The 20,989-nt window shown below is 59.7% G+C and carries 16 protein-coding genes; all 16 read left to right on the top strand.

Features of this window, described 5'->3' with window-relative positions:
- Window positions 1-20 precede the first annotated feature (20 nt).
- The 16 genes from AWB76_RS06565 (at window position 21) to AWB76_RS06490 (ending at window position 20,984) form a co-directional block, all read left to right on the top strand.
- Complete coding sequence (locus tag AWB76_RS06565) at window positions 21-902, top strand: polysaccharide deacetylase family protein (protein WP_061159308.1); 882 nt, start codon at window positions 21-23, stop codon at window positions 900-902.
- Between the two features lie 1,216 nt (window positions 903-2,118).
- Window positions 2,119-2,982, top strand: coding sequence for a sugar transferase (locus tag AWB76_RS06560; protein WP_061159307.1), 864 nt, complete (start codon window positions 2,119-2,121; stop codon window positions 2,980-2,982).
- Window positions 2,983-3,020: 38 nt separating this feature from the next.
- The gene (locus AWB76_RS06555) at window positions 3,021-4,283 is read left to right on the top strand and encodes a glycosyltransferase family 4 protein (protein ID WP_061159306.1); all 1,263 of its coding nucleotides are present in this window, start codon (window positions 3,021-3,023) and stop codon (window positions 4,281-4,283) included.
- A 114-nt stretch (window positions 4,284-4,397) separates the two neighbouring features.
- Window positions 4,398-6,626 (top strand): GNVR domain-containing protein, encoded by a 2,229-nt coding sequence (locus tag AWB76_RS06550; protein ID WP_061159305.1) that lies wholly within the window; start codon window positions 4,398-4,400, stop codon window positions 6,624-6,626.
- Between the two features lie 51 nt (window positions 6,627-6,677).
- Window positions 6,678-7,892 (top strand): glycosyltransferase family 4 protein, encoded by a 1,215-nt coding sequence (locus AWB76_RS06545; protein WP_061159304.1) that lies wholly within the window; start codon window positions 6,678-6,680, stop codon window positions 7,890-7,892.
- Between the two features lie 50 nt (window positions 7,893-7,942).
- Window positions 7,943-8,956 (top strand): glycosyltransferase family 4 protein, encoded by a 1,014-nt coding sequence (locus tag AWB76_RS06540; RefSeq protein WP_061159303.1) that lies wholly within the window; start codon window positions 7,943-7,945, stop codon window positions 8,954-8,956.
- 105 nt (window positions 8,957-9,061) lie between these two features.
- Window positions 9,062-10,516 (top strand): oligosaccharide flippase family protein, encoded by a 1,455-nt coding sequence (locus AWB76_RS06535; RefSeq protein ID WP_061159302.1) that lies wholly within the window; start codon window positions 9,062-9,064, stop codon window positions 10,514-10,516.
- 30 nt (window positions 10,517-10,546) lie between these two features.
- Entirely contained in the window at window positions 10,547-12,220 is a 1,674-nt protein-coding gene (locus AWB76_RS06530; protein ID WP_061159301.1) for a right-handed parallel beta-helix repeat-containing protein, read from the top strand.
- A 128-nt stretch (window positions 12,221-12,348) separates the two neighbouring features.
- Window positions 12,349-12,762, top strand: a complete 414-nt coding sequence (locus AWB76_RS06525; protein ID WP_157696069.1) for a hypothetical protein — start codon at window positions 12,349-12,351, stop codon at window positions 12,760-12,762.
- 50 nt (window positions 12,763-12,812) lie between these two features.
- The gene (locus AWB76_RS06520; protein ID WP_061159299.1) at window positions 12,813-14,303 is read left to right on the top strand and encodes a mannose-1-phosphate guanylyltransferase/mannose-6-phosphate isomerase; all 1,491 of its coding nucleotides are present in this window, start codon (window positions 12,813-12,815) and stop codon (window positions 14,301-14,303) included.
- A gap of 24 nt (window positions 14,304-14,327) precedes the next feature.
- Entirely contained in the window at window positions 14,328-15,641 is a 1,314-nt protein-coding gene (locus AWB76_RS06515; protein ID WP_061159298.1) for an exopolysaccharide biosynthesis polyprenyl glycosylphosphotransferase, read from the top strand.
- Window positions 15,642-15,890: 249 nt separating this feature from the next.
- Window positions 15,891-17,192 (top strand): gallate dioxygenase, encoded by a 1,302-nt coding sequence (locus AWB76_RS06510; protein ID WP_061159297.1) that lies wholly within the window; start codon window positions 15,891-15,893, stop codon window positions 17,190-17,192.
- Window positions 17,193-17,216: 24 nt separating this feature from the next.
- Window positions 17,217-18,566, top strand: a complete 1,350-nt coding sequence (locus tag AWB76_RS06505) for an MFS transporter (RefSeq protein ID WP_061159296.1) — start codon at window positions 17,217-17,219, stop codon at window positions 18,564-18,566.
- 15 nt (window positions 18,567-18,581) lie between these two features.
- Window positions 18,582-19,607: an amidohydrolase family protein gene (locus tag AWB76_RS06500; protein WP_061159295.1), complete on the top strand. Its 1,026-nt coding sequence runs from the start codon at window positions 18,582-18,584 to the stop codon at window positions 19,605-19,607.
- Window position 19,608: 1 nt separating this feature from the next.
- Window positions 19,609-20,292, top strand: a complete 684-nt coding sequence (ligK, locus tag AWB76_RS06495; RefSeq protein ID WP_061159294.1) for a 4-carboxy-4-hydroxy-2-oxoadipate aldolase/oxaloacetate decarboxylase — start codon at window positions 19,609-19,611, stop codon at window positions 20,290-20,292.
- 5 nt (window positions 20,293-20,297) lie between these two features.
- Window positions 20,298-20,984: a substrate-binding domain-containing protein gene (locus tag AWB76_RS06490; RefSeq protein WP_208606540.1), complete on the top strand. Its 687-nt coding sequence runs from the start codon at window positions 20,298-20,300 to the stop codon at window positions 20,982-20,984.
- The last annotated feature ends 5 nt before the right edge of the window (window positions 20,985-20,989 follow it).

Here is a 20,989-nt window from a genome sequence, read left to right as displayed (position 1 = left end):
CGAGGGATGAGAGGACGGACATGAATTCCAGAATAGTCCTGCAAGAAGTATTGGCGCGCGGCATCAAGACTTTTGGGTTCGACGTTGCATCGCGTCGCCTTCTATGGCGCGATCGCGTTGCCGTTCTCCTCTATCACGATCCGAAACCGGAGACACTGGATAAGCATCTGACGTACGTGAAGACGCTGTGCGATGTTATCCCGCTGAGTCAGGTCGCCTCGCAGGGAAATGGACGCCCTCGGGCCGCCATTACATTCGATGACGGCGCTGCGGGGAACGCGGATCTCCTGCCTGTCTTCATCAAACACAACGTACGTCCGACCATCTTTCTCTGCAGCCAATTGGTCGGTCGGCCTGCTGTGCACTGGTGGCTGCTGCCCGCTGCGAAACAGGCCGGCATCGAGCGACTCAAGCGCTTGAGCAATCGCGAGCGCCTGGCCGAGCTCGAAAAATATGGCTCAGCCGAGTGCATTGCGGAGGACGCGACGGGCCTGACAGCAGTACAACTCGAACAAATGCGACCGTTCGTGGATTTCCAGGCGCATACCCGCTTTCATCCGATCCTGACGCGTTGTGACGATAGCGAGTGCGAGCAGGAAATTTCCGTCTGCAAGTCGGAAATCGAAAGCATGCTCGGCATAAGCTGCGAGCATTTTGCCTATCCGAATGGCAATTACACCGATCGTGAGGTCCGATTCGTCAAAGACGCGGGCTATAAGACAGCCCGTACGTGCGATCTTGGATGGAACGATGGCCGCAGCGATCCGTATCGCCTCAAAACCATCGTAATAGACGATGACGCTTCGCTTTCATGGTTCGCCGCACAATTGACGGGCATTCCGGTTTTCCTGCGATACTTGCGGCACGCTCGAAATCTTTCCGGATACTCGCCGCAGTTTTAAATGAATGCCCTGTAGCCACAATGCGCGCCCGACGACGCGCGCGCATTCGTTCCAACGATGTTGTGAGGAACGCCAACTTCGCGTGTCTCTGCCGAACCGTGAACCCCTGTCGCGGCGCGGTTCATGTCCTTCGCCCTGCCGGTCAGCCCTCGAGCCGTAAGACTCAAGCCTTATAATCTACGGCGCGCCAAATTAAGCGTCGACTCCAAACGGCAACGCACTGGCGGGTACCTCCTTCGTTGGGGTAACGGCGGCGCAGCATTCGCGCTAACGTACAGCACCCGGAGAATCGCTCAACTGTTGCTTCGCCGGATCAGGCGAGCGGAGTCTTGCGCTTTCAGCAGCGCCTCCCTGAAGCGCCACGGCCGCTGCGTCCTGACAATTGACCGGTGAGGGCGATGGTGCCGCCCTAGAATTACGATGAAATATTCTGACATTTCATCGAGCAGAGAGATCATTAATGATGAGCATCTTTACCCATGTCTTATGCTTTATTTTCGGCGTGTTGCTAGGCGTATTTGTTTGTGCATTATGCGTCGCGCGATCAAGGACGCCCAGAGACCAAGACGATAAATAGAACATACGCCAACGAGGTGCAATTGCTACCAGAGAACAAATAGAAAACGGTGCGATGACACGCGATATAGGTACGAAGATCGATATGCGAAAATTCGACCCCGCCGCTGCTTTGCTGAAGCCCTTCCGCGCCATCCTTCCATACGATCGGAGTCGAGATGGTTGGCAGGATTGAACAAGGAGTTGGCAGGAAAATTTTCGTCCATAAAGTATGCTAGGGCAACGGTGCACTGAAGAAACTGCCGGTGCTGGGCGCATGAGCGCGAATAGTCTGATTCCCACGCGTACACATTAGTGCGATCGATCGCATTTCAAAGTTGCCTCCTTCACTTGGCCGGTATCGGCCGTGCACTGGCGGCGAATCGCGCATTCACCGTCTGACGTCGGGTTCCGTTCAAGTCATGCCGGGACGTCGAGCGATACCGGGATAACAGTTGGCAATTCTATTTGCATCTGAACGTTAGGAATACATATAGCCTGTATTGATCGGACCGTAGTCCGTGCGCGCATCATGGGCTAGGGAAATGCGCGGCGAAGGCACGCTCTGCTGACATCAAAAGCGCGCAACATGCGCTTCATTCATGAACTTGAGCACGGAACGCTGATGTAATCGTCATGTGACTTCGAACCGGGGACAGCGATGGCCTTAGTCGACAAGGTATGGCAATCAGTGTCAAAGCAACCGAATCCGCTCGAAGCGTCCCACGAGAGTCGTACCGGCGTGAACGCTTCGGATTCGTCGGTTCGGCGCTCGTCGGGTTCTGGCGTGAGCGATCTGGCCGGGTACGCAGGCGATAACGATTACCTTGCTCCGGATGTCTCCCGCCAGGCTGCGGGATCTCACGTCATAGCCTTCGACGACAGCGATGTCGATTCCATGAACCGGAGCTCCATGTTCGGCGACTTCACAAAGCGAGCCATCGACATCAGCGCATCGTTGACCTTGCTGGTCGTTCTGCTTCCGGTCCTGATCGCGCTCGCCGGGATCGTATCGAAGGACGGCGGTGTCGCTATCTTTTCGCACGAGCGTATTGGGCGCGGCGGCCGAACGTTCAAGTGCCTCAAGTTTCGTTCGATGGTCAAGGATGCGGACGCGGTGCTTTCAGAACTCCTCGCCAAGGATCCTCGGGCCAGAGAGGAATGGAACCGCGACTTCAAGCTTAAGGACGATATCCGTATCACGCCTGTTGGCCGGATTCTGCGTCGAACCAGTCTCGATGAACTTCCGCAACTTTGGAATGTACTTCGCGGTGACATGAGTCTGGTCGGGCCGCGGCCCATCGTTCAAAAGGAGTTGCTTCGGTATGGTGCCGACGCGCGCTTCTATTTGATGGTCAAGCCAGGGATGACAGGACTATGGCAGGTCAGCGGACGAAATAACATCGACTACGCGACGAGGGTCTCGCTCGATGTTTCCTATGTAAAGGATCGTTCGCTTTTGCTCGACGTCACCATTCTCCTGCGAACTTTCAAAGTGGTCTTCGAGAAGGATGGGGCGTACTGAACGTTGGTCGAAAATTGTTCCTGAACCGGGTCGATTCTATGAACAACAGAAAGATAGCGATCGTTCACGAGTGGTTCTCCACTGTGGCCGGCTCGGAGCAAGTCGTCGAACAGATGCTCGAGGTCTTTCCGCATGCCGACGTGTTCTTCGTCGTCGCGAATCCGGAAACGGTCGAACGTGCGGCGTTTCTTCGCGGCAAGAAGATCACCACATCGTTCATTCAGAAATTGCCGGGAGCGCTGCGTTCCTATCAGCGCTATCTGCCCTTGATGCCAATGGCAGTCGAGCAATGGGACTTCTCCGGCTATGACATCGTCATTTCGAGTGCGCACGCCGTGAGCAAGGGCGTGCTGACCGGCCCCGATCAACTGCATATCAGCTATGTGCACTCGCCTATGCGTTATGCATGGGATCTTCAACACCAATACCTTCGGGAGTCAGGTCTCACGAAGGGACTGAAAAGCCTGATCGCAAGATGGATGCTGCATAAGTTGCGCATCTGGGACTATCGCACGGCGGCGGGCGTGGATCATTTCGTCGCGAACTCGGGCTTTATCGGCAGACGTATCAAGAAAGTCTATGGCCGGGAGTCCGTTGTTATCTATCCACCGGTCGATGTTCACACATTCGAACTGTGCGCGGAAAAGAAAGATTTCTATCTCATTGCGTCGCGATTGGTTCCGTATAAACGGGTCGATCTTGTCGTCGAAGCGTTCTCGTCCATGCCGGACAAACAACTGATCGTGATCGGCGACGGCCCGGAGATGAACAAAGTAAAAAGGTTGGCCGGGCCGAACGTCAAGATTCTCGGATATCAACCGCTGCCGGAACTTAAGCGCTACATGCAGTCCGCGCGCGCATTCGTTTTCGCAGCCGAAGAGGACTTCGGAATCACGCCGGTCGAAGCGCAGGCGTGTGGAACGCCGGTGATTGCGTATGGCAAGGGCGGATCTCGTGAGACCGTCGTGCATAGCGGCGATGAGCGGCGGCGGACGGGTATCTGGTTCGACCATCAGACGGTGGAATCGGTCGTCGATGCTGTCAATCGTTTCGAGCAGTTGCCGAATGGCATATCGCCGGCCGTGTGCCGTGCCCATGCCGAAAAGTTCTCCACGACAAGGTTCAAAGACGAGTTTCGCTCGTACGTCGATGCGTGTTGGGCGCAGTTCAACGCGTCGAGAAATGCTGGAGGTGTCGCGGGCACGCGAGCCGCAGGGATCATTCATGGTCGATCGGACGAGTGCGTGGTCGAGATGACGTTGGAAGATGCTGCCGACGGCATGCGCGGCTTTCGCGGTTGAACGATCGAAATTGCACGTCATAAGAATTCGATACTGCCTGGATGGATCAGAAGCCTGACATTCCAGGTTTTCGCCGCCGGTTACCAGACAAATGTTGCGCGCGATGGGGAAAGCATGAAAAAGGCAATCGACGTTATCGGTCTGGCCGGCGGAGGCGGAAAACAGTCTTCGCATATCGGGCTGCATCTCGATGGGTTATATGACAGCAAGAAGCTGATCGCCGCCGCGACGGGATCGGCGCTGCTGATAGCTTCCGCATATCTGCTGCTGGCTACGCCGGTTTATCGTGCCGATATCCTCATTCAATTTCAGAAGACGGATAGCGCGAACGGCCCGAAGAACATACTCAGCGACGTTTCATCGATGTTCGACAGCAAGCCGGATTCTCCGGGCGAGATGGAAGTGCTCGGCTCGCGCCTCGTCGTTGCACAGGCCGTGGACAAGCTCAATCTGGGTGTCGTGGCGACGCCCCGTTATTTCCCGGTCATCGGGCGGCAGATCGCGAGCTGGAGCGATACGCTGTCGACGCCTGGTCCGCGCGGCTATGTATGGGGCACGGAGCGCATCGATATCGGCGCATTCGAGACGCCGCCGCAGTTCTATGGCCGCAAGTTCAGGCTGAAAAAACTCGATGCCAGGCGATACGAGGCGTCCTATCGCGATTTCCGCTTTCAGGGCGTGATAGGGCAAACCACGGAAGCCACGACGCCGCTCGGACCGATCGTATTGCGCGTCGATGCGATGGACGGAAATCCCGGAGCGACATTCGATCTCACGCGAGATTCGCCCGTGGCGGCGATCGAGGCATTGCGCAAGAAGCTATCCATCAGCGACAAAGGAAAGGATTCGAACATCATCAAGGCGTCGCTCGACGATGTCGATCCTATCCGGGCCGCAGCTATCCTCAATGCCGTTGCGAATGCGTATGTCGAGCAGGAAATCGAACGCAAGTCGGGTGAGGCGGCACGCTCGATCCGTTTCCTCGAAACGCAGCTTCCGGATCTTAAGCAGAGAGTCGAAGTGGCCGAGGCGCGCTTCAATGAATTCCGCGCGGCACACGGAACGGTGAATCTCGGCGACGAAGCGGCGAGCCTGCTGAAGCGCACCGTCGAACTTCAAAAAACGCGCGTCGAACTCGAACAAAAACGCAACGACCTGCTCGCGCTGTACCGAAGCGATCATCCGGCCGTGCGTGGGGTCGATTCGCAGTTGCGGGTAGCGCAGAAGGAACTGGACTCGCTGAGCACTCAATCGCGCATGCTGCCGCCCATGGAGCAGGACATGTTGCGGTTGCAGCGCGATGTTCAGGTCAATAGCACGCTCTATACCTCGCTGCTGAATACCTATGAACAGCTTCGCGTGGTCAAGGCCGGAAAGCTGGGTAATGCAAGGCTCGTGGATTCCGCGGTGGTCCCGGATCAACCCTTCTGGCCGAAGCCGATGCTTTTGATGGGCATCGCGTTGTTCTTCGGGCTGATCTCCGGCGTCATCATTGCATTGACGCGCAAGCAGCTTTTCGATGCAGTCAACGAGCCGTCCGAGATTGAAGAGAATGTCGGGCTGCCCGTTTATGCAACGGTGCCCTATAGCCCCTACGAAGCTCGTCTGACGAAGGCGATTCGCGCGCCGAAGTCGAAAGGCGGCCTGCTGGCGACGTCTTCAGTGATCGATCCCGCTATCGAAAGCATTCGCGGATTCCGGACAGCGCTCGATCACACCTTGACCGACGCGCGGAATCACGTGGTGCTCATCACCGGGCCTACGCCGGGCATTGGAAAATCGTTCATCACGGTGAATCTCGCCGCGATCCTGGGCGCCGCAGGAAAGCGCGTTCTGCTGGTCGACGCCGATCTGCACCGAGGCGACCTGCACCGTCATTTCGCGCTGCCCGCTGGCCTGGGTTTGTCCGATTTGCTGTACGGCGCTTGCACGCCGGAAAACGTGATTCACCGTGACGCGTGCGCCGGTGTCGACTTCGTTTCCTCCGGCACGCAGTTCCCTAGTCCGAGCGACTTGTTTGCGCGCCCGCAAGCGCATTCGATCATCGAGCGCCTGGGCGCCGGATACGACGTCGTGCTGCTCGATGCCGCCCCTATTCTCCCGACCGACGCCGCGTTGCAACTGGCTAGTCTCGCGGCCACGACCTTCCTCGTGGCACAACAGGGCGTGACGGGTGTCGGTGAATTGCGAGAGTCGATTCGCAGGCTCGAACGGATTGGCCTGTCCGTGCACGGTGTCGTCGTGAACGGTATGAAGCTCAGATCGGGACGCCGCAGCTACGGCTATGGAAGATATCGTTACTCCGCGGAGAGTTACGAACTGAATATCACCAGAAAGGCCTGAGCGCCGGCGCCGTCTCTCGAGATCAACACGATACATCCATAGGCGGCCAACATGAAGATAGCGTTCGTTAGCGGGCTTTATCCGCCGGCAATCGTCGGTGGTGCGGAGATCGTCTTGCAAGAGTTGGCCGAAGGCGTCCGAGACCGGGGCCATGACGTGCTGGTGCTGACCACGAAAGAGGGCGGATGTATCGAGCGCGATGTGTTGAACGGCGTCTCCGTCATTCGTGTCCCGATCAGGAACATCTATTGGCACGGGAGCAAAAGCCCCCGGAAATTATGGAAGAAGATGATCTGGCATGCCATGGATTCCGTGAACCTGCGCATGTTGGCGATTGCAAGAGGAATATTGAAAGAGGAACGTCCCGATGCAATGAACGTTCACGTAACCGAGGGGTGGTCGGCGGGCGTGCTCGCGGTCGGGAAGTCGCTCGGCATTCCGACGGTGCAGGTGCTGCACAGCGCGAATTTCATCTGCCCGAACTCGAACATGTGCCGCAACGAACGCAACTGCGTGACGCAGTGCATCAGCTGCAGAGTGCTTCGTGTCGCGCACAGGTCGATATCAAACAATGCGGATGCCGTGGTGGGCGTCAGCCAGTTCGTACTGGATCGACATCTATCGGCGGGCTACTTCACTCAGGCGAAGCGCCGCCTGGCGATTCACAACGCGCGAAACCTGAACGTGGCGGATATCGAGCCTTTCCCAAGAGGGACAGGCGAGCAGCGGAAGTTCGTGTTCGGTTACATAGGAAGTGTCAACCGTGTGAAGGGTGTGGCGATCTTGATCGAAGAGTTTCTGTCATTGAGCGACACGAACGCGGAGCTATGGATTGCCGGACGAGGCCAGGCGGAATATGAGGAAGAACTCAAGCGTCGCTTCGCGAATCCGCGCGTTCGATTTCTCGGCTATCAAAAGCAAGCAGATTTCTTTCCCGGCATCGATGCTCTGGTCGTGCCGAGCGTATGTCAGGACACGCTCCCGACTGTCGTGCCGGAGGCGTTTGCCTTCGGTTTGCCCGTGATTGGCGCGAGACGAGGCGGTATCCCGGAGATGATCACGGATGGGCGCAATGGTCGTCTCTTCGAACCGGGTAATCGGGGTGAACTCAGCGCGATCATGACGCGCTTCCTGCAAGGCGAGGAAGATCTCGATGGCATGCGGCGCGCGGTGAAGGAGTCCGCGAACGACTATCTGAACGTCGGAGGATGGGTCGACAAATACATCCGTCTGAATTCGGAGCTCATCGCCTCACGAGGCGATTGACGCCTGCAAGCGAACGGTACGGGCCGATGCGATGAAAGCGAGGAGCAGCCATGGAAGGTGTGATCTTTGACGGCCGATGGAAGGGCATGCACGGAATCGGCCGGTTTGCTACGGAGGTGTCGAACTGTCTGCGGCTCACGCAAGCCGAGCTGCGCGGCAATCCCGCTTCTCCGTTCGACTGGCTATATCTCAGCATGAAGCTCTCCCCGCGAACGAAGACCATCTTTTTTTCGCCGGGGTATAGCTATCCTTTGTTTTACCGGGGACGAGGCGTTCTGGTCGTGCATGACCTGATTCACGTGGATGTGCCGTGTTCCTTCTGGTTTTTGAAGAAGCTCTATTGCGAGGTGATTCTGAAGACGGTTTGCCGTCGCGCCAGCGCGGTACTGACCGTCTCCGAATTCTCGAAGAAGCGGCTCGCGGAATTCACGGGAATCAACGCGACGAAGATCAGAGTCGTGGGCAATGGCGTGTCGGACGCTTTCCAAAAGGACGGTCCGCGTTTCGAGGCTGAAGGCGGCGACGCATACTTCCTCGGCATTTCCAACGGAAAGGGGCACAAGAACAACAGAAAAACGATTCAAGGCTTTGTCGAAGCGAACCTTGGAGAGCGCGTCAAACTGCTTTTCGTGGGCTCTCCCTCCGCCGATATCCTTGCGTATATCGACGAGCTCAAGGCGAAGGATCGAGTCAGATTCATGGGACGCCTGTCGGAGGAAGAACTCGCGGCGCTGTATCGGGGCGCACAGGCTCTGATATTTCCCTCGCTTTATGAGGGATTTGGATTACCCATCGTAGAGAGCATGGCGTGTGGAACGCCTGTCATCACATCGAATTGCACGGCTATGCCGGAGATCGCGCGAGATGTCGCGATCATGGTCGATCCGTTGTCGTCGCCGCAAATTGCGCAGGCTATCCGGCGCATTTCGGGCGACGACGAATTGCGCCGGGTGATGGGCGAAAAGGGCATCGATCGCGCGCGAGACTTCAAATGGGAAGATGTCGCGCGGAAGATCGAGGCCGTGCTCACGGAATTGAATGATCGTGCAGAGGCCGGAAGATAGCCGTGCCATCCTTCGCGAGACTCATGAACATGGCGAATGCGCGCGGCATGCATTCGAAAGCGGCGGAGTAACGACAAGCGATAACCGATAGCCGAACTCACGCCAATGGACAAAGTCTTCGTCAAGAACATCGTCATCAATTTCGCCGGTCTCATCATACCGGCGTTCGTCTCTCTCGCTACGGTGCCCGCTTATATCCATGCGCTCGGGCTCGAACGTTATGGCGTCGTGGCGCTCGTATGGATTCTTATCGACTACTTCGGCATTCTCGGTTTCACGATGAGCGTGGCGGCGCAGAACCGCATCAGCAAGGCGCATTCGGCAGGCGATTCGCGTGCCTCCGTGGAGGTGCTCTGGAGCGTGGTCTGGGCGAACCTGATGATCGGCGTATTGGTGGGCGCCGCAGTCTATGCGAGCGGGCTGTTCTACGTATCCTGCTGCATGAGCATCGAAAGCGGCTTGCGACACGAAGTGACGATGGGATTGCCCTGGCTCGCGCTCGCGGTCCCGGTCGCGAATGTCACGTGCGCCTTCGGTGCAGCGCTAACCGGCGTCGAGCGATTCGGCGTATTCAACACGACGCAGACGCTCGGCACGGTCCTGTTTCAGCTCGTTCCCCTCGGTGTCGCATTCGTCATCGGCCCGACGTTCCAGAACGTGCTGGCCGCCGCTATTCTCATGCGGCTGCTGACGGCTGCCCGACTCGCGTGGCAGTCGTCGCGTATGCTGGGCGTCTCGCGCGTGATGGGTCCGCGGCGCGAGGTCGTGAAGAGCCTGTTCGACTTCGGAGGATGGATGTTCGTCGGCACGGTCACATCGATGGTCTCGGAATCGATCGATCGTGTGCTGATCGCATCCACGCTCGGCGCGCGGCTCGTTGCGCTGTATTCGGTGCCGAAGAATCTCGTCACGCGCCTCAACATCCTGGCCTTTGCGGTCGAGCGGGTGCTGTTTCCGCGGTTGTCGGCGGTCGACTCCGCATCGGCCGCCACGCTCATGCAGGAGTCGAGTCAGTTTCTCGCCTCAGTGCTCACGCCGATCGTGCTCGCCGCCATGCTCGCCGTCGGGCCGTTTCTGCATGTCTGGGTAGGAAACGAAGTCGCGTCGGTGGCGACGCCTTTCGCGCGCATACTCATCATCACGATGTGGATCGCCGGACAGGCAGACGTCGTGCGCATTCTGGTCCAGTCGCATGTCAGCGTGGGAAAGGCGGCTCGGACCAGCATGCTGCAACTCCCTGTCTATGTGGCCGTGCTCTGGATCGCCATTCAACAGTTCGGGTTGATGGGCGCGGCCGTTGCGAACGTCTTCAGAGTCTCGCTCGATTACGTGATTCTCTTGAAGTTATCGCGCACATCATTCCGGCTGGCGCTGCGGAGCATGTTCGCACACGTCGTCTTGTTGCTTGTTTGCCTGTGGCTGATCAGCGCTTTCGACATCACGCTGATGACCTACGTCGCTGGCGCAGTCTTGATCCTCGCGGACATGGCATGGTCGTTGGCCATGTCCCCCGCGTTGCGGAACATGGGACGATCCTTGTTGTTACGACTATATTTCTGATGTTCCAATCGAGTTCGATGCGGGAGCAGCATGGACAGGCGCAAGCGCGAAACGTTGTTCACCCTGGCCAAGTCCGGTGCCGCAGCCGTCATGGCTGCCGTGCCGGCTTCGCAGCGCGCGGGCGCACAGGTGAGCACCGCGGACGGCTGGGTCGATCCCACACAACTCGGCGCGATCGCGGACGGGGCATCGCATCCGCTCTCCACGCGCTACACGACGCTCGATCAGGCGCGCTCGGTCTATCCGTTCGTGACGGCGCTCGATCAGGAGATCGACGGTTGCGCGATCCAGGCCGCGCTTAACGCGAGTACGAAAGTCCGTCTGCCGGTGGGCCGTTTCCGGATCTCGGATGCACTGACCGTGCGAAGCAACACTGAACTGCAAGGCGCCGGAGCGGGCACGATCCTGACCTGGACACGGCAGAATTCCGCGGAGCGCTTCGCCATGTTTGCCGCTCAGTATTCCAGCGCCATTCGTTTGCAAGGGTTTTCTGTCGTCGACGCCAGCGGTTCGATGGGCGGTTACGTCTTTGCCGGCACGCGCGTGGTCAATGTCAATCTCGAGCAGATCAGCGCGGATCGAATGGCTATCGCCATGTTCTTCGCGTCGGACGGCCAGACCTACGAAAGCGTGTCGGGCGACTTGTCGAATGCGGCTTTCAACGTCAGTTCCGACGTTCACGTCACGGGCTGCACCGCGACGAATATCGCCAATAGCGCTGATCCGCGAGCGGCGGTGCTGTTTCAGTATTGCGTCGGATGGTCAGTGACGGACTGCAAATTCTCGAATGCGCCATACGGCGTGCAGTGGTGGGGCGGCGATTCGAGTCCCAATGCGGATGGCGCGCTGGTCAACGCTCGCAAGTGCGCGGATGGAACGGTCACCAATGTCCAGGTTTCGAACTGCGTTGCGGGCGTGTGGGGATCGATGGGGACCAACGTGAAGATCGTCGGCTGTCATGTCGACACGGCTTCGGACGTCGGCATCGATTTCGAAGGCTGCACCAACAGCAGCGCGAGTCAGAACAGTGTGCGCAATTGCACCAACGGAAATTTCGCGTGCTTTTGGTGGAACGATAACGTGTCTTTCGTCGGGAATACATCGCATCAGAATCGTGCGGACTATCCGCACGTGCGCGTGTACAACGATTCGCAAGGAACGAGCAATCGCTCCATGACGATAAACGGGAATACGTTCGTCACGGACCAGGCGATCGGTGTCATCGACACGGCTTACGGCGGCGTGCAAACACTCGAATTCCTGAATAACCAGCTCACGGATACCCGAGTCGAGTTCAGCGATAACACGCTTCGATATGTGACCGTCACGGACAATCAACTGACCTTCACGCGTGCCGCAACCGACACCATGAACGCGCTCGAGATCGGATCAATCTATGACAATGGACTCGGACTTGCGGCGAGGAACGTCATCGAATCGAAAGTCACTCAACCGCCGGATTCGGCCGCCCTCTATCTCTGGTCGGACGATCCGAATTCGGACTCGCAGTTTCAGGCTGTCGAGAATCGGACGGCCGGTTTTCCGGTCGATCTCGTGACGGACAACTGGAGCGCGAATCCGGAAAGGACGAGCTATTTCACGATTCAGGGAAATACGTTCGGAAGCGGCGTCTACAAGAAAGAAGATCACGGCGCCAAGATCAGCGTCACTGTCCTGCAGAGCAATCAAGGCATTTCGAACTAGACGTGAAGTGCGGTGCCGCGTCGACGCGGCGTGCGGCGGTTGCCGACATTCTGCCGGTTGACGTCCGGCCCGGCAGCCTTTTCCGGTGCAGCAATGCAATAAGGTTAACTAATAAAATGGGATTCGCCGTGGAAACCGTGCCGTCAGATCAATTCGAATGTTTTCATTGCCGCAGGGTTTTCTACGGGGGCGTGTACGAGATCGTCCATGAGCGATGTCGCTTGCACTTCGAAGAACGGGTGCCTTACGTGGAAAGCCTCAACCTGCGCGGCCTCGAATGTTATTGCTCGCGCGCATGCCTCGAATCCCGCGTCGACTGGGTCATGGCCCGCGAAAAGATACCGGTCACTCGTCCCGGACCGAACCGGATCGCGAAATGTTCCGTCTGCCAGACGCCTGTGGACAGGACCGCTTTTCATCATGCTTATCTGGCGACGCTTTCCGAACCGCTCGATGACGTCACCTGGGACACGCTCCAGACGGAGTATCTGGCGATCATTTGCGAGGATTGCGGCGGTTCAGCCGAGGAAAGCATCAACTGAAACGATTCTCCGCTTGCATGAAACAAATGCGAGAACCAAGGAGCACAGTCATGGAATACGCAGCGAGTTCTGAAGACGCAATTGCTATCTCGTCTTGCCGTCGGATCGTCCCGGTGATTCTCGCGGGCGGATCGGGCACGCGGCTATGGCCGATGTCGCGCGAGCAGTTTCCGAAGCAGTTGATCGGCGTGATCGGACATGATTCGTTGCTCCAGGCGACGGTTGCTCGAATGAGCGGATTCAAGGGCGATTTCGATATCGACGCCCAGCCGATCATCGTGTGCGGCGAGGAGCATCGTTTCACGACGGAGCAGCAGGTGCGGCTGTGTGGCGTCGGGGCAACGATCATCGTCGAGCCTGCGCGCCGGGACACGGCGCCCGCGCTCACGCTTGCCGCGCTGGCCATCATCGCCGATGACGACGACGCGATCATGGTGGCGATGCCCTCCGATCATTCCATTGCGGATGTGCACGCGCTGCACGACGCGATCGCCATCGCTGCCGGCTATGCGCAACGCGGCATGATTGTCACGCTCGGTGTTGCACCGACGCGGCCGGATACGGGCTTCGGTTATATCCGCATCGGCGAGGCGCTCGATCACGGTGCGCATATGATCGAGCGCTTCGTCGAGAAGCCCGCAGCCGAACTCGCCGCGCAATACGTCGCCGCGCAACGATATTGGTGGAACAGCGGAATCTTCATCGTGCGTGCGAGCGTGTGGCTCGACGCGCTGCGCCAGTTGAACGGCGAGATGCACGCCGCCTGCACTGCGGCACTCAAAGAGGGCAAGTCGGACGGGCACCTCATTCGTCCATGCCCGAATCAGTTTGCGCGGGTGCCGTCGGACTCCATCGACTACACGGTGATGGAGCACATCGGCGGCGCTGACGCTCCGTGCAAGGGCGTTGTCGTGCAGCTTGCGGCCGGATGGTCGGACCTCGGTTCATGGGATGCCGTGTGGGAAGCGATGGAAAAGGACACGCTCGGCAACGTGGCGAGCGGACGCGTCGTGTTCGAAGGCGCAACGTCGAGCTACGCGCGGTCCGAAGGAGGGCGGCTCGTTGCCTGTGTCGGCACGGCCAATATCGTCGTCATCGATACGGATGATGCCGTTCTCGTCGCCGACCGTTCGCACGCGCAGGACATCAAGCGGCTGGTCGCACGCATCCGCGAGGAGCATGCGCCGGAAGCCGAGACGCATCGGAAGGTGCGGCGGCCGTGGGGTTACTTCGATTCGATCGAGCACGGCGCGCGCTATCAGGTGAAGCGTATCGTCGTCGAGCCGGGCGGACGGTTGTCGTTGCAGTTGCATCATCATCGCGCGGAGCATTGGGTCGTCGTGCGCGGCACGGCGCTCGTGACGCGAGGCGACGATCAGTTCCTGCTCTCCGAGAACGAATCCACGTTTATTCCGCTCGGCGTGCGGCATCGGCTGGAAAATCCGGGCAAGGTGCAGCTCGAGATCATCGAGGTTCAATCAGGCGCGTATCTCGGCGAGGACGATATCGTGCGCCTCGACGATTGCTACGGCCGCAGTTGACGCCATTCAAGGCAGGGTCACGACATGCGCGATGGAGAAGGACTGCCGGCGCGGCTTTTCGATGTCGCCGTGGTGGTATCGGGCGCGGCCGCCGCATCGCGGATCACGCTCGGACACATCGCTGAAGCAGGCTCCTGTCTGCCGTTCGCCGCGTTCGCTGCCGTGTTCTCGCTCCTGCTCTTTCCGGGCTTCGGCGTGTACGCGTCACGGCACGGGCGCGGCAGGTTCTTGCTGGCGAGCCGCGTGACGCTCGCATGGCTCGCCGTGCAGGCCTGCGTGCTCGTGCTGATGTTCCTGCTTTATCGGCTCGATGACGTGTCGCGCCTGTGGATCACGCACTGGACGATGATCTCTGGCGCGGCGCTCATTGCGGGACGTCTCTTCCGTATGCGCGGCCCCGGCATGAACGTTCATCGCGTGGCGATCGTCGGTTGCGGCCGGCACTGCGAAGCCGTCATGATGCGAATCGAGCGCGCGAGTCATTCGGGCATTCGCGCGATCGCGCTGTTCAATGCAGTGCCCGACTCGCCGATTGCATCGCACGTACCGGTCTTCGACGACGTCGATGCGTTCGTGAACGAAGTCCGCGAGCAGTATGCCAATGAAGTGTGGCTCGCATTGCCGATGTCGCAGGATCACGTCATCCTGCGCTTCGTGAACGCGTTTCGCGATGATCTCGTCAACGTGCGCTTCATTCCCGACATGCGCAACCTCGCGCTTTTCGAAAGCGGCGTGAGTGAAGTCCTCGGCGTGCCCGCGATCGATCTCGTGGCGTCGCCGTTTTCGCATGGCGCGCTGCTGCGGAAAGATATTTTCGATCGCGTCTTCGCGCTATTCGCGCTCATCGCCATCGCACCGCTGCTGGTTGGCATCGCAATCGTGCTGAAACTCGGTTCGCGCGGCCCCGTTCTTTTCAAGCAGAGACGCAAAGGCGCGGACGGGCGCGTCTTCACCCTCTACAAGTTTCGTTCGATGCACCTCGATCAGCCGACGCGCGTGGGCGCGCTGCTGCGCCGCACGGGCCTCGACGAGTTGCCGCAATTCTTCAACGTACTGCGCGGCGACATGTCGTTGGTCGGCCCGCGACCGCACGCGCCCGAGCACGACGAGCTTTATCAGCAAGCTGCGTCAGGCCATGTTCATCATTACCGCATCAAACCGGGCATCACGGGCTGGGCTCAGGTCAACGGATTGCGCGAGGAAGCGGACCGGATCGAGAAGATGGAAGCGCGCGTGGCGCACGATCTGTACTATCTGGCGAACTGGTCGTTCGGACTCGACATGCGAATCATCGCCGTGACCTTTCTCAACGGCTTGCGCAGCGCGAACAATTGCTGAACGGCGGCCAATCTTGCGTCCTGCTTCACGAGCCATCAGTTTTGTTTATCGGTATATCGACGGAGCAACCTCTGTGCGGTGTCTCGCACGCCGCGCCACAGCAGCCTTCCGGCTCGCGGAAACCCTATTCAGAAAGGGAAAATACTGGTTAACACGTAATACCCGTCACGTGCGCTTCCTCGCTACCCTGCGGCTTCGGTTTCCCTAAAGCAAGCCCGCTCGGCCACGCATTCTGAAGGAGTAGCGCACATGGCACGGATCATCGGAGGCATCGCCGCCTCGCACACACCGACCATCGGTTTCGCGTTCGACAAGAACAAGCGCGACGATCCCGTCTGGGCGCCGATCTTCGAGAACTTCGCGCCGCTCGCGAACTGGCTCGCGGAAAAGCAGCCCGATGTCGTCGTCACCATCTACAACGATCACGTCACGTCGTTCTTTTTTGACCACTATTCGGCCTTCGCGCTGGGCGTCGGACCGGAATGGCGCGTCGCGGACGAAGGCGGCGGCGCGCGCGATCTTCCGCCGATCAAAGGTCATCCGGCGCTCGCCGCGCATATCGGCACATCGCTGATGAGCGATGAATTCGACATGTCGTTCTTCCAGAACAAGGCGCTCGATCACGGCTGCTTCTCGCCGCTTTCGATGCTCTGCCCGCACAAGCCCGAATGGCCGGTCAAGCTCGTGCCGCTGCAAATGGGCGTGCTGCAATTGCCGGTGCCGAGCGCGCGGCGCTTCTACAAGCTCGGGCAAGCGCTGCGCCGCGCGATCGAAAGTTATCCGGAAGACATCAAGGTCGCGATTCTCGCGACGGGCGGTCTTTCGCATCAGGTGCATGGCGAGCGTTCGGGCTTCAACAACACGGAATGGGATGCGCGCTTTCTCGATCTCTTCGAGCGCGATCCCGAGCAACTCGCGGACATGACCATCGCCGAATATGCGGCGCTCGGCGGCTACGAAGGCGCCGAAGTGATCATGTGGCTGACGATGCGCGGCGCGTTGTCGTCGAACGTCGTGTGCAAGCATCGCAGCTATTACCTGCCGTCGATGGCGGGCATCGCCACGGCAATCTACGAAGGCGAGGGCAGCGAGACGAGGCCCGCGATCGTCGAGCGTCATCGTCAGAAGATGGCCGTTCAACTCACCGATGTCGAGAAGCTCGAAGGCACGTACCCGTTCTCCATCGAGACGGCGGTGCGTGCTTATCGCATCAACGATTACCTGCATCGCATGGTCGAGCCCGCGCATCGCGAGGCATTCAAGGCGAATGAAGAAGCGAGTTTCGAAGCAGCGGGACTCAGCGAACAGGAGCGCGATCTCATTCGCCGGCGCGACTGGCGCGGATTGCTTCACTACGGCGTGATCTTCTTCATGCTCGAAAAGCTCGGCGCGGTGACGGGTGTGTCGAATCTGCATATCTATGCCGCGATGCGCGGCGAAACGCTCGAAGCGTTTCAAAAGACCCGCAATGCGCCCGGCGCGTTGTATTCCGTCGCGGGCAAAGGCGCGGGCAAGCTCGACTGGGATAAAGCGGAAAAGGCGAAAAACTAAATACGAAGGGGACAGGAGACGACCATGACAAGCGGCAAAACGATCGACATCAAGGGCTTCATCGACGAACGTCCGATTTCCGCCTACCAGTGGCTGCTGGTCGTGCTGTGCTTTCTTATCGTGATGGCGGACGGCATGGACGTGGCGATCATGGGATTCGTTGCGCCTTCGATCATCGCGGACTGGCATATCTCGCGGCCCGCGTTCGGTCTCGTGATGAGCGCGGCGCCGATCGGTCTCGTGATCGGCGCATTGGCGGCGGGACCGGCATCGGATCGTCTCGGGCGCAAGTGGGTGCTGATCACCTCGGTGTTTCTCTTCGGCGTGTTCACTATCGCGACCGCATTCACGAATTCGCCTTCCGGCATGGCGTTTTTGCGCGTGCTGACGGGCATCGGCCTCGGCGCCGCGATGCCCAACACGACGACGCTGCTCTCCGAGTACGCGCCGCAGCGCAAGCGCGCGCTGCTCATCACGATCATGTTCACGGGCTTCAATCTCGGCTCCGCGCTGATCGGCTTCGTCGCGGGCGGGCTCATTCCGGCGCACGGCTGGCGCTCGGTGCTGATCTTCGGCGGCGCGTTGCCGCTCGTGCTGATTCCGCTGCAAATCTGGCTGCTGCCTGAATCCGCGCGTCTGCTCGCGGTGCGTGGCGCGACGTCGCAACGCATCGGCAAGGTGCTCGGCCGCGTATGCGGCGCACGGTTCGACGGTAGCGAGACGTTCGTATCGAACGAGCCGCCGCTGCCGACGAAGCGGCCCATCGGCGTATTGTTCTCGCATGGCTATGGCCTGATGACGGCGGCGCTGTGGGTCACGTATTTCATGGGCCTGCTCGTGATCTATCTGCTGACCGGCTGGCTGCCGACGCTCATGAAGGACGCGGGCCTCACTGTCTCGGCGGCCGCGAACGTCACAGCGATGTTCCAGATCGGCGGCACGATCGGCGCGATCATCGTCGGATGGATCATGGACCGTGCGCGTCCGGCGCCTGTCATCAGCGCGGCGTATCTCGGCGGCGCGGTGTGCGTGCTCGGACTGGCGTGGATCGGCGCACTGTCGTCGTCGCTCGCGGTGCTCGTGTTCGCAGCGGGCTTTTGCATGAGCGGCGCGCAGACGGGTCTGAACGCGTTCTCACCGGGACGTTACCCGACCGTTGCGCGTGCAACCGGTGTGAGCTGGATGCTCGGCATGGGGCGCTTCGGCAGCATCTTCGGTTCGGCATTCGGCGGCGCGCTGCTCGGCCTCGGCTGGGAGTTCGGCGCGATCCTCGCGATGCTCGCCGTGCCCGCGACGCTCGCGGCCATTTCGATTCTCGTCGCGCAGCGCACGCGCGCCGACGAAGCACACGCACAAACGACCGCAGCACACTAGTACCTGGAGTAACGGATGATCATCGACATTCACGGCCACTACACGACCGCGCCAAAAGCGCTCGAAGCGTGGCGCAACCGGCAGATTGCCGGCATCAAGAATCCTTCGGAGATTCCGGCTGTATCGGAGTTGCATATCAGCGACGACGAACTGCGCGAATCGATCGAAAGCAATCAACTGCGTCTGATGCGCGAACGCGGCCTCGATCTCACCGTGTTCAGCCCGCGCGCGAGTTTCATGGCGCATCATATCGGCGACTTCGAAGTGTCCAGCACGTGGGCCGCGATCTGCAACGAGCTGTGCTATCGCGTGAGCGAACTGTTTCCGGATAGCTTCGTTCCGGCGGCGATGTTGCCGCAAAGCCCGGGCGTCGATATCTCGACATGCATTCCCGAGCTCGTGAAGTGCGTCGAGCAATACGGCAATGTCGCGATCAACCTGAATCCCGATCCATCGGGCGGACACTGGACGGGCCCGCCGCTCTCGGATCGCTCGTGGTATCCGATCTACGAGAAGATGGTCGAGTACGACATCCCCGCGATGATTCACGTGAGCACGAGCTGCAACGCGTGCTTTCACACGACGGGCGCGCATTACCTGAACGCCGACACGACCGCGTTCATGCAGTGCCTCACGTCCGACCTGTTCCGCGATTTCCCGGCGCTCAAGTTCGTGATTCCGCATGGCGGCGGCGCTGTGCCGTATCACTGGGGACGTTTCCGCGGACTCGCGCATGAGCTGAAAAAGCCTTTGCTGAAGGAGCATTTGCTCGACAACGTCTTCTTCGATACCTGCGTCTATCATCAGCCGGGCATCGATCTTTTGACCCGCGTGATTCCGGTCGACAATATTTTGTTTGCCAGTGAAATGATCGGCGCGGTGCGCGGCATCGATCCTGAAACGGGAAATTATTTCGACGATACGAAGCGCTATGTCGAAGCCGCGCAGATCGAGCCGGAAGCGCGCTACAAGATTTACGAAGGCAACGCACGCCGCGTGTATCCGCGCCTCGATGCGGCGCTCAAAGCAAAGGGACGTTGATATGTACGAACTGGGTGTGGTGTATCGCAACATCGATCGCGCGAATACGGATGCAGCGGACAAGCTCGGCGCGCTCGGCTCCGCGACCGTGCACGAAGCAATGGGCCGTGTCGGCCTGATGAAGACCTACATGCGGCCGATCTTCGCCGGCGCACAGGTGAGCGGCACCGCTGTGACCGTACTGCTGCAACCGGGCGACAACTGGATGATGCACGTCGCCGCCGAGCAGATCAGGCCGGGCGATATCGTCGTGGCCGCGTGCACGACGGACAATACCGACGGCTTCTTCGGCGATCTTCTCGCGACGAGCTTCAAGGCGCGCGGCGCGCGTGCGCTCATCATCGACGGCGGCGTGCGCGACGTGCGCGTGCTGACGGCGATGAACTTCCCCGTATGGAGCCGCGCGATCTCTTCGAAAGGCACGGTGAAGGCGACGCTCGGTTCGGTGAACATTCCGGTCGTGTGCGCGGGCGCCTCGGTGACGCCGGGCGATGTGATCGTCGCGGACGACGATGGCGTCGTGGTCGTGCCGTCCGCATCGGCGCAACAGGTGTTCGATAACGCCACGGCGCGCGAGGCGCTCGAAGAAGAGAAGCGCGCGAAGCTCGCAAGCGGCGTGCTCGGCCTCGACATGTACAAAATGCGCGAACCGCTGGAAAAAGCGGGTCTGCGCTATATCGACTGATGCGCATGAGCATCACCGGTATTTCTTCGATGGCGACGCGCAACGTGCTCGATGCGCTCGCTGCGATATTCGAAGCGCAGTCGGGCCAGCGTGTCGCGATCGAATCGGTGGGCGGCGTCGCGGCGTTCAAGCGTGTCGAGGATGGAGAGGCATTCGACATCATCGTGCTCGCATCGGAGGCGATCGATCGTCTTGCGGCGTCGGGATATGTCGATGCAACGAGCCGCGTGCGCATCGCGCGTTCGGGCATCGCGATCGCGGTGAAGTCGGGCGCGCCGCATCCTTTCATCGCCGATGAAGCCGCCGTGCGTGAAGCCGTGCTCGCGGCGCGCAGTATCGGGTATTCAACGGGGCCGAGCGGTGTTTATCTGACGCGTCTGTTCGAGCGCTGGGGCGTCGCAGAGCGCATCGCAGCGCGCATCGTGCAGGCGCCGCCGGGTGTCGCGGTGGGCACGCTTATCGCGCGGGGTGAAGTGGAGTTGGGCTTTCAGCAACTGAGCGAGATGATCGGTCTCGAAGGCATCGACGTGCTTGGCATGTTACCGTCGGATATTCAAACGCTGACGGTTTTCGAAGGTGCGATCGGCGTCAACGCCGCCGCACCGCAAGAGGCTCGCGCATTCCTTGAATTTCTCGATTCAAGCGATACGGACGCCACGAAAATCAAACACGGCATGCAGCCGGTCAAATAAAAAAA

Source organism: Caballeronia temeraria (assembly GCF_001544795.2).
In the GTDB taxonomy this organism is placed as follows: domain Bacteria; phylum Pseudomonadota; class Gammaproteobacteria; order Burkholderiales; family Burkholderiaceae; genus Caballeronia; species Caballeronia temeraria.
The sequence above is the reverse complement of the archived record's forward strand: the minus strand, read 5'-3'. Positions and strand labels throughout refer to the sequence as shown.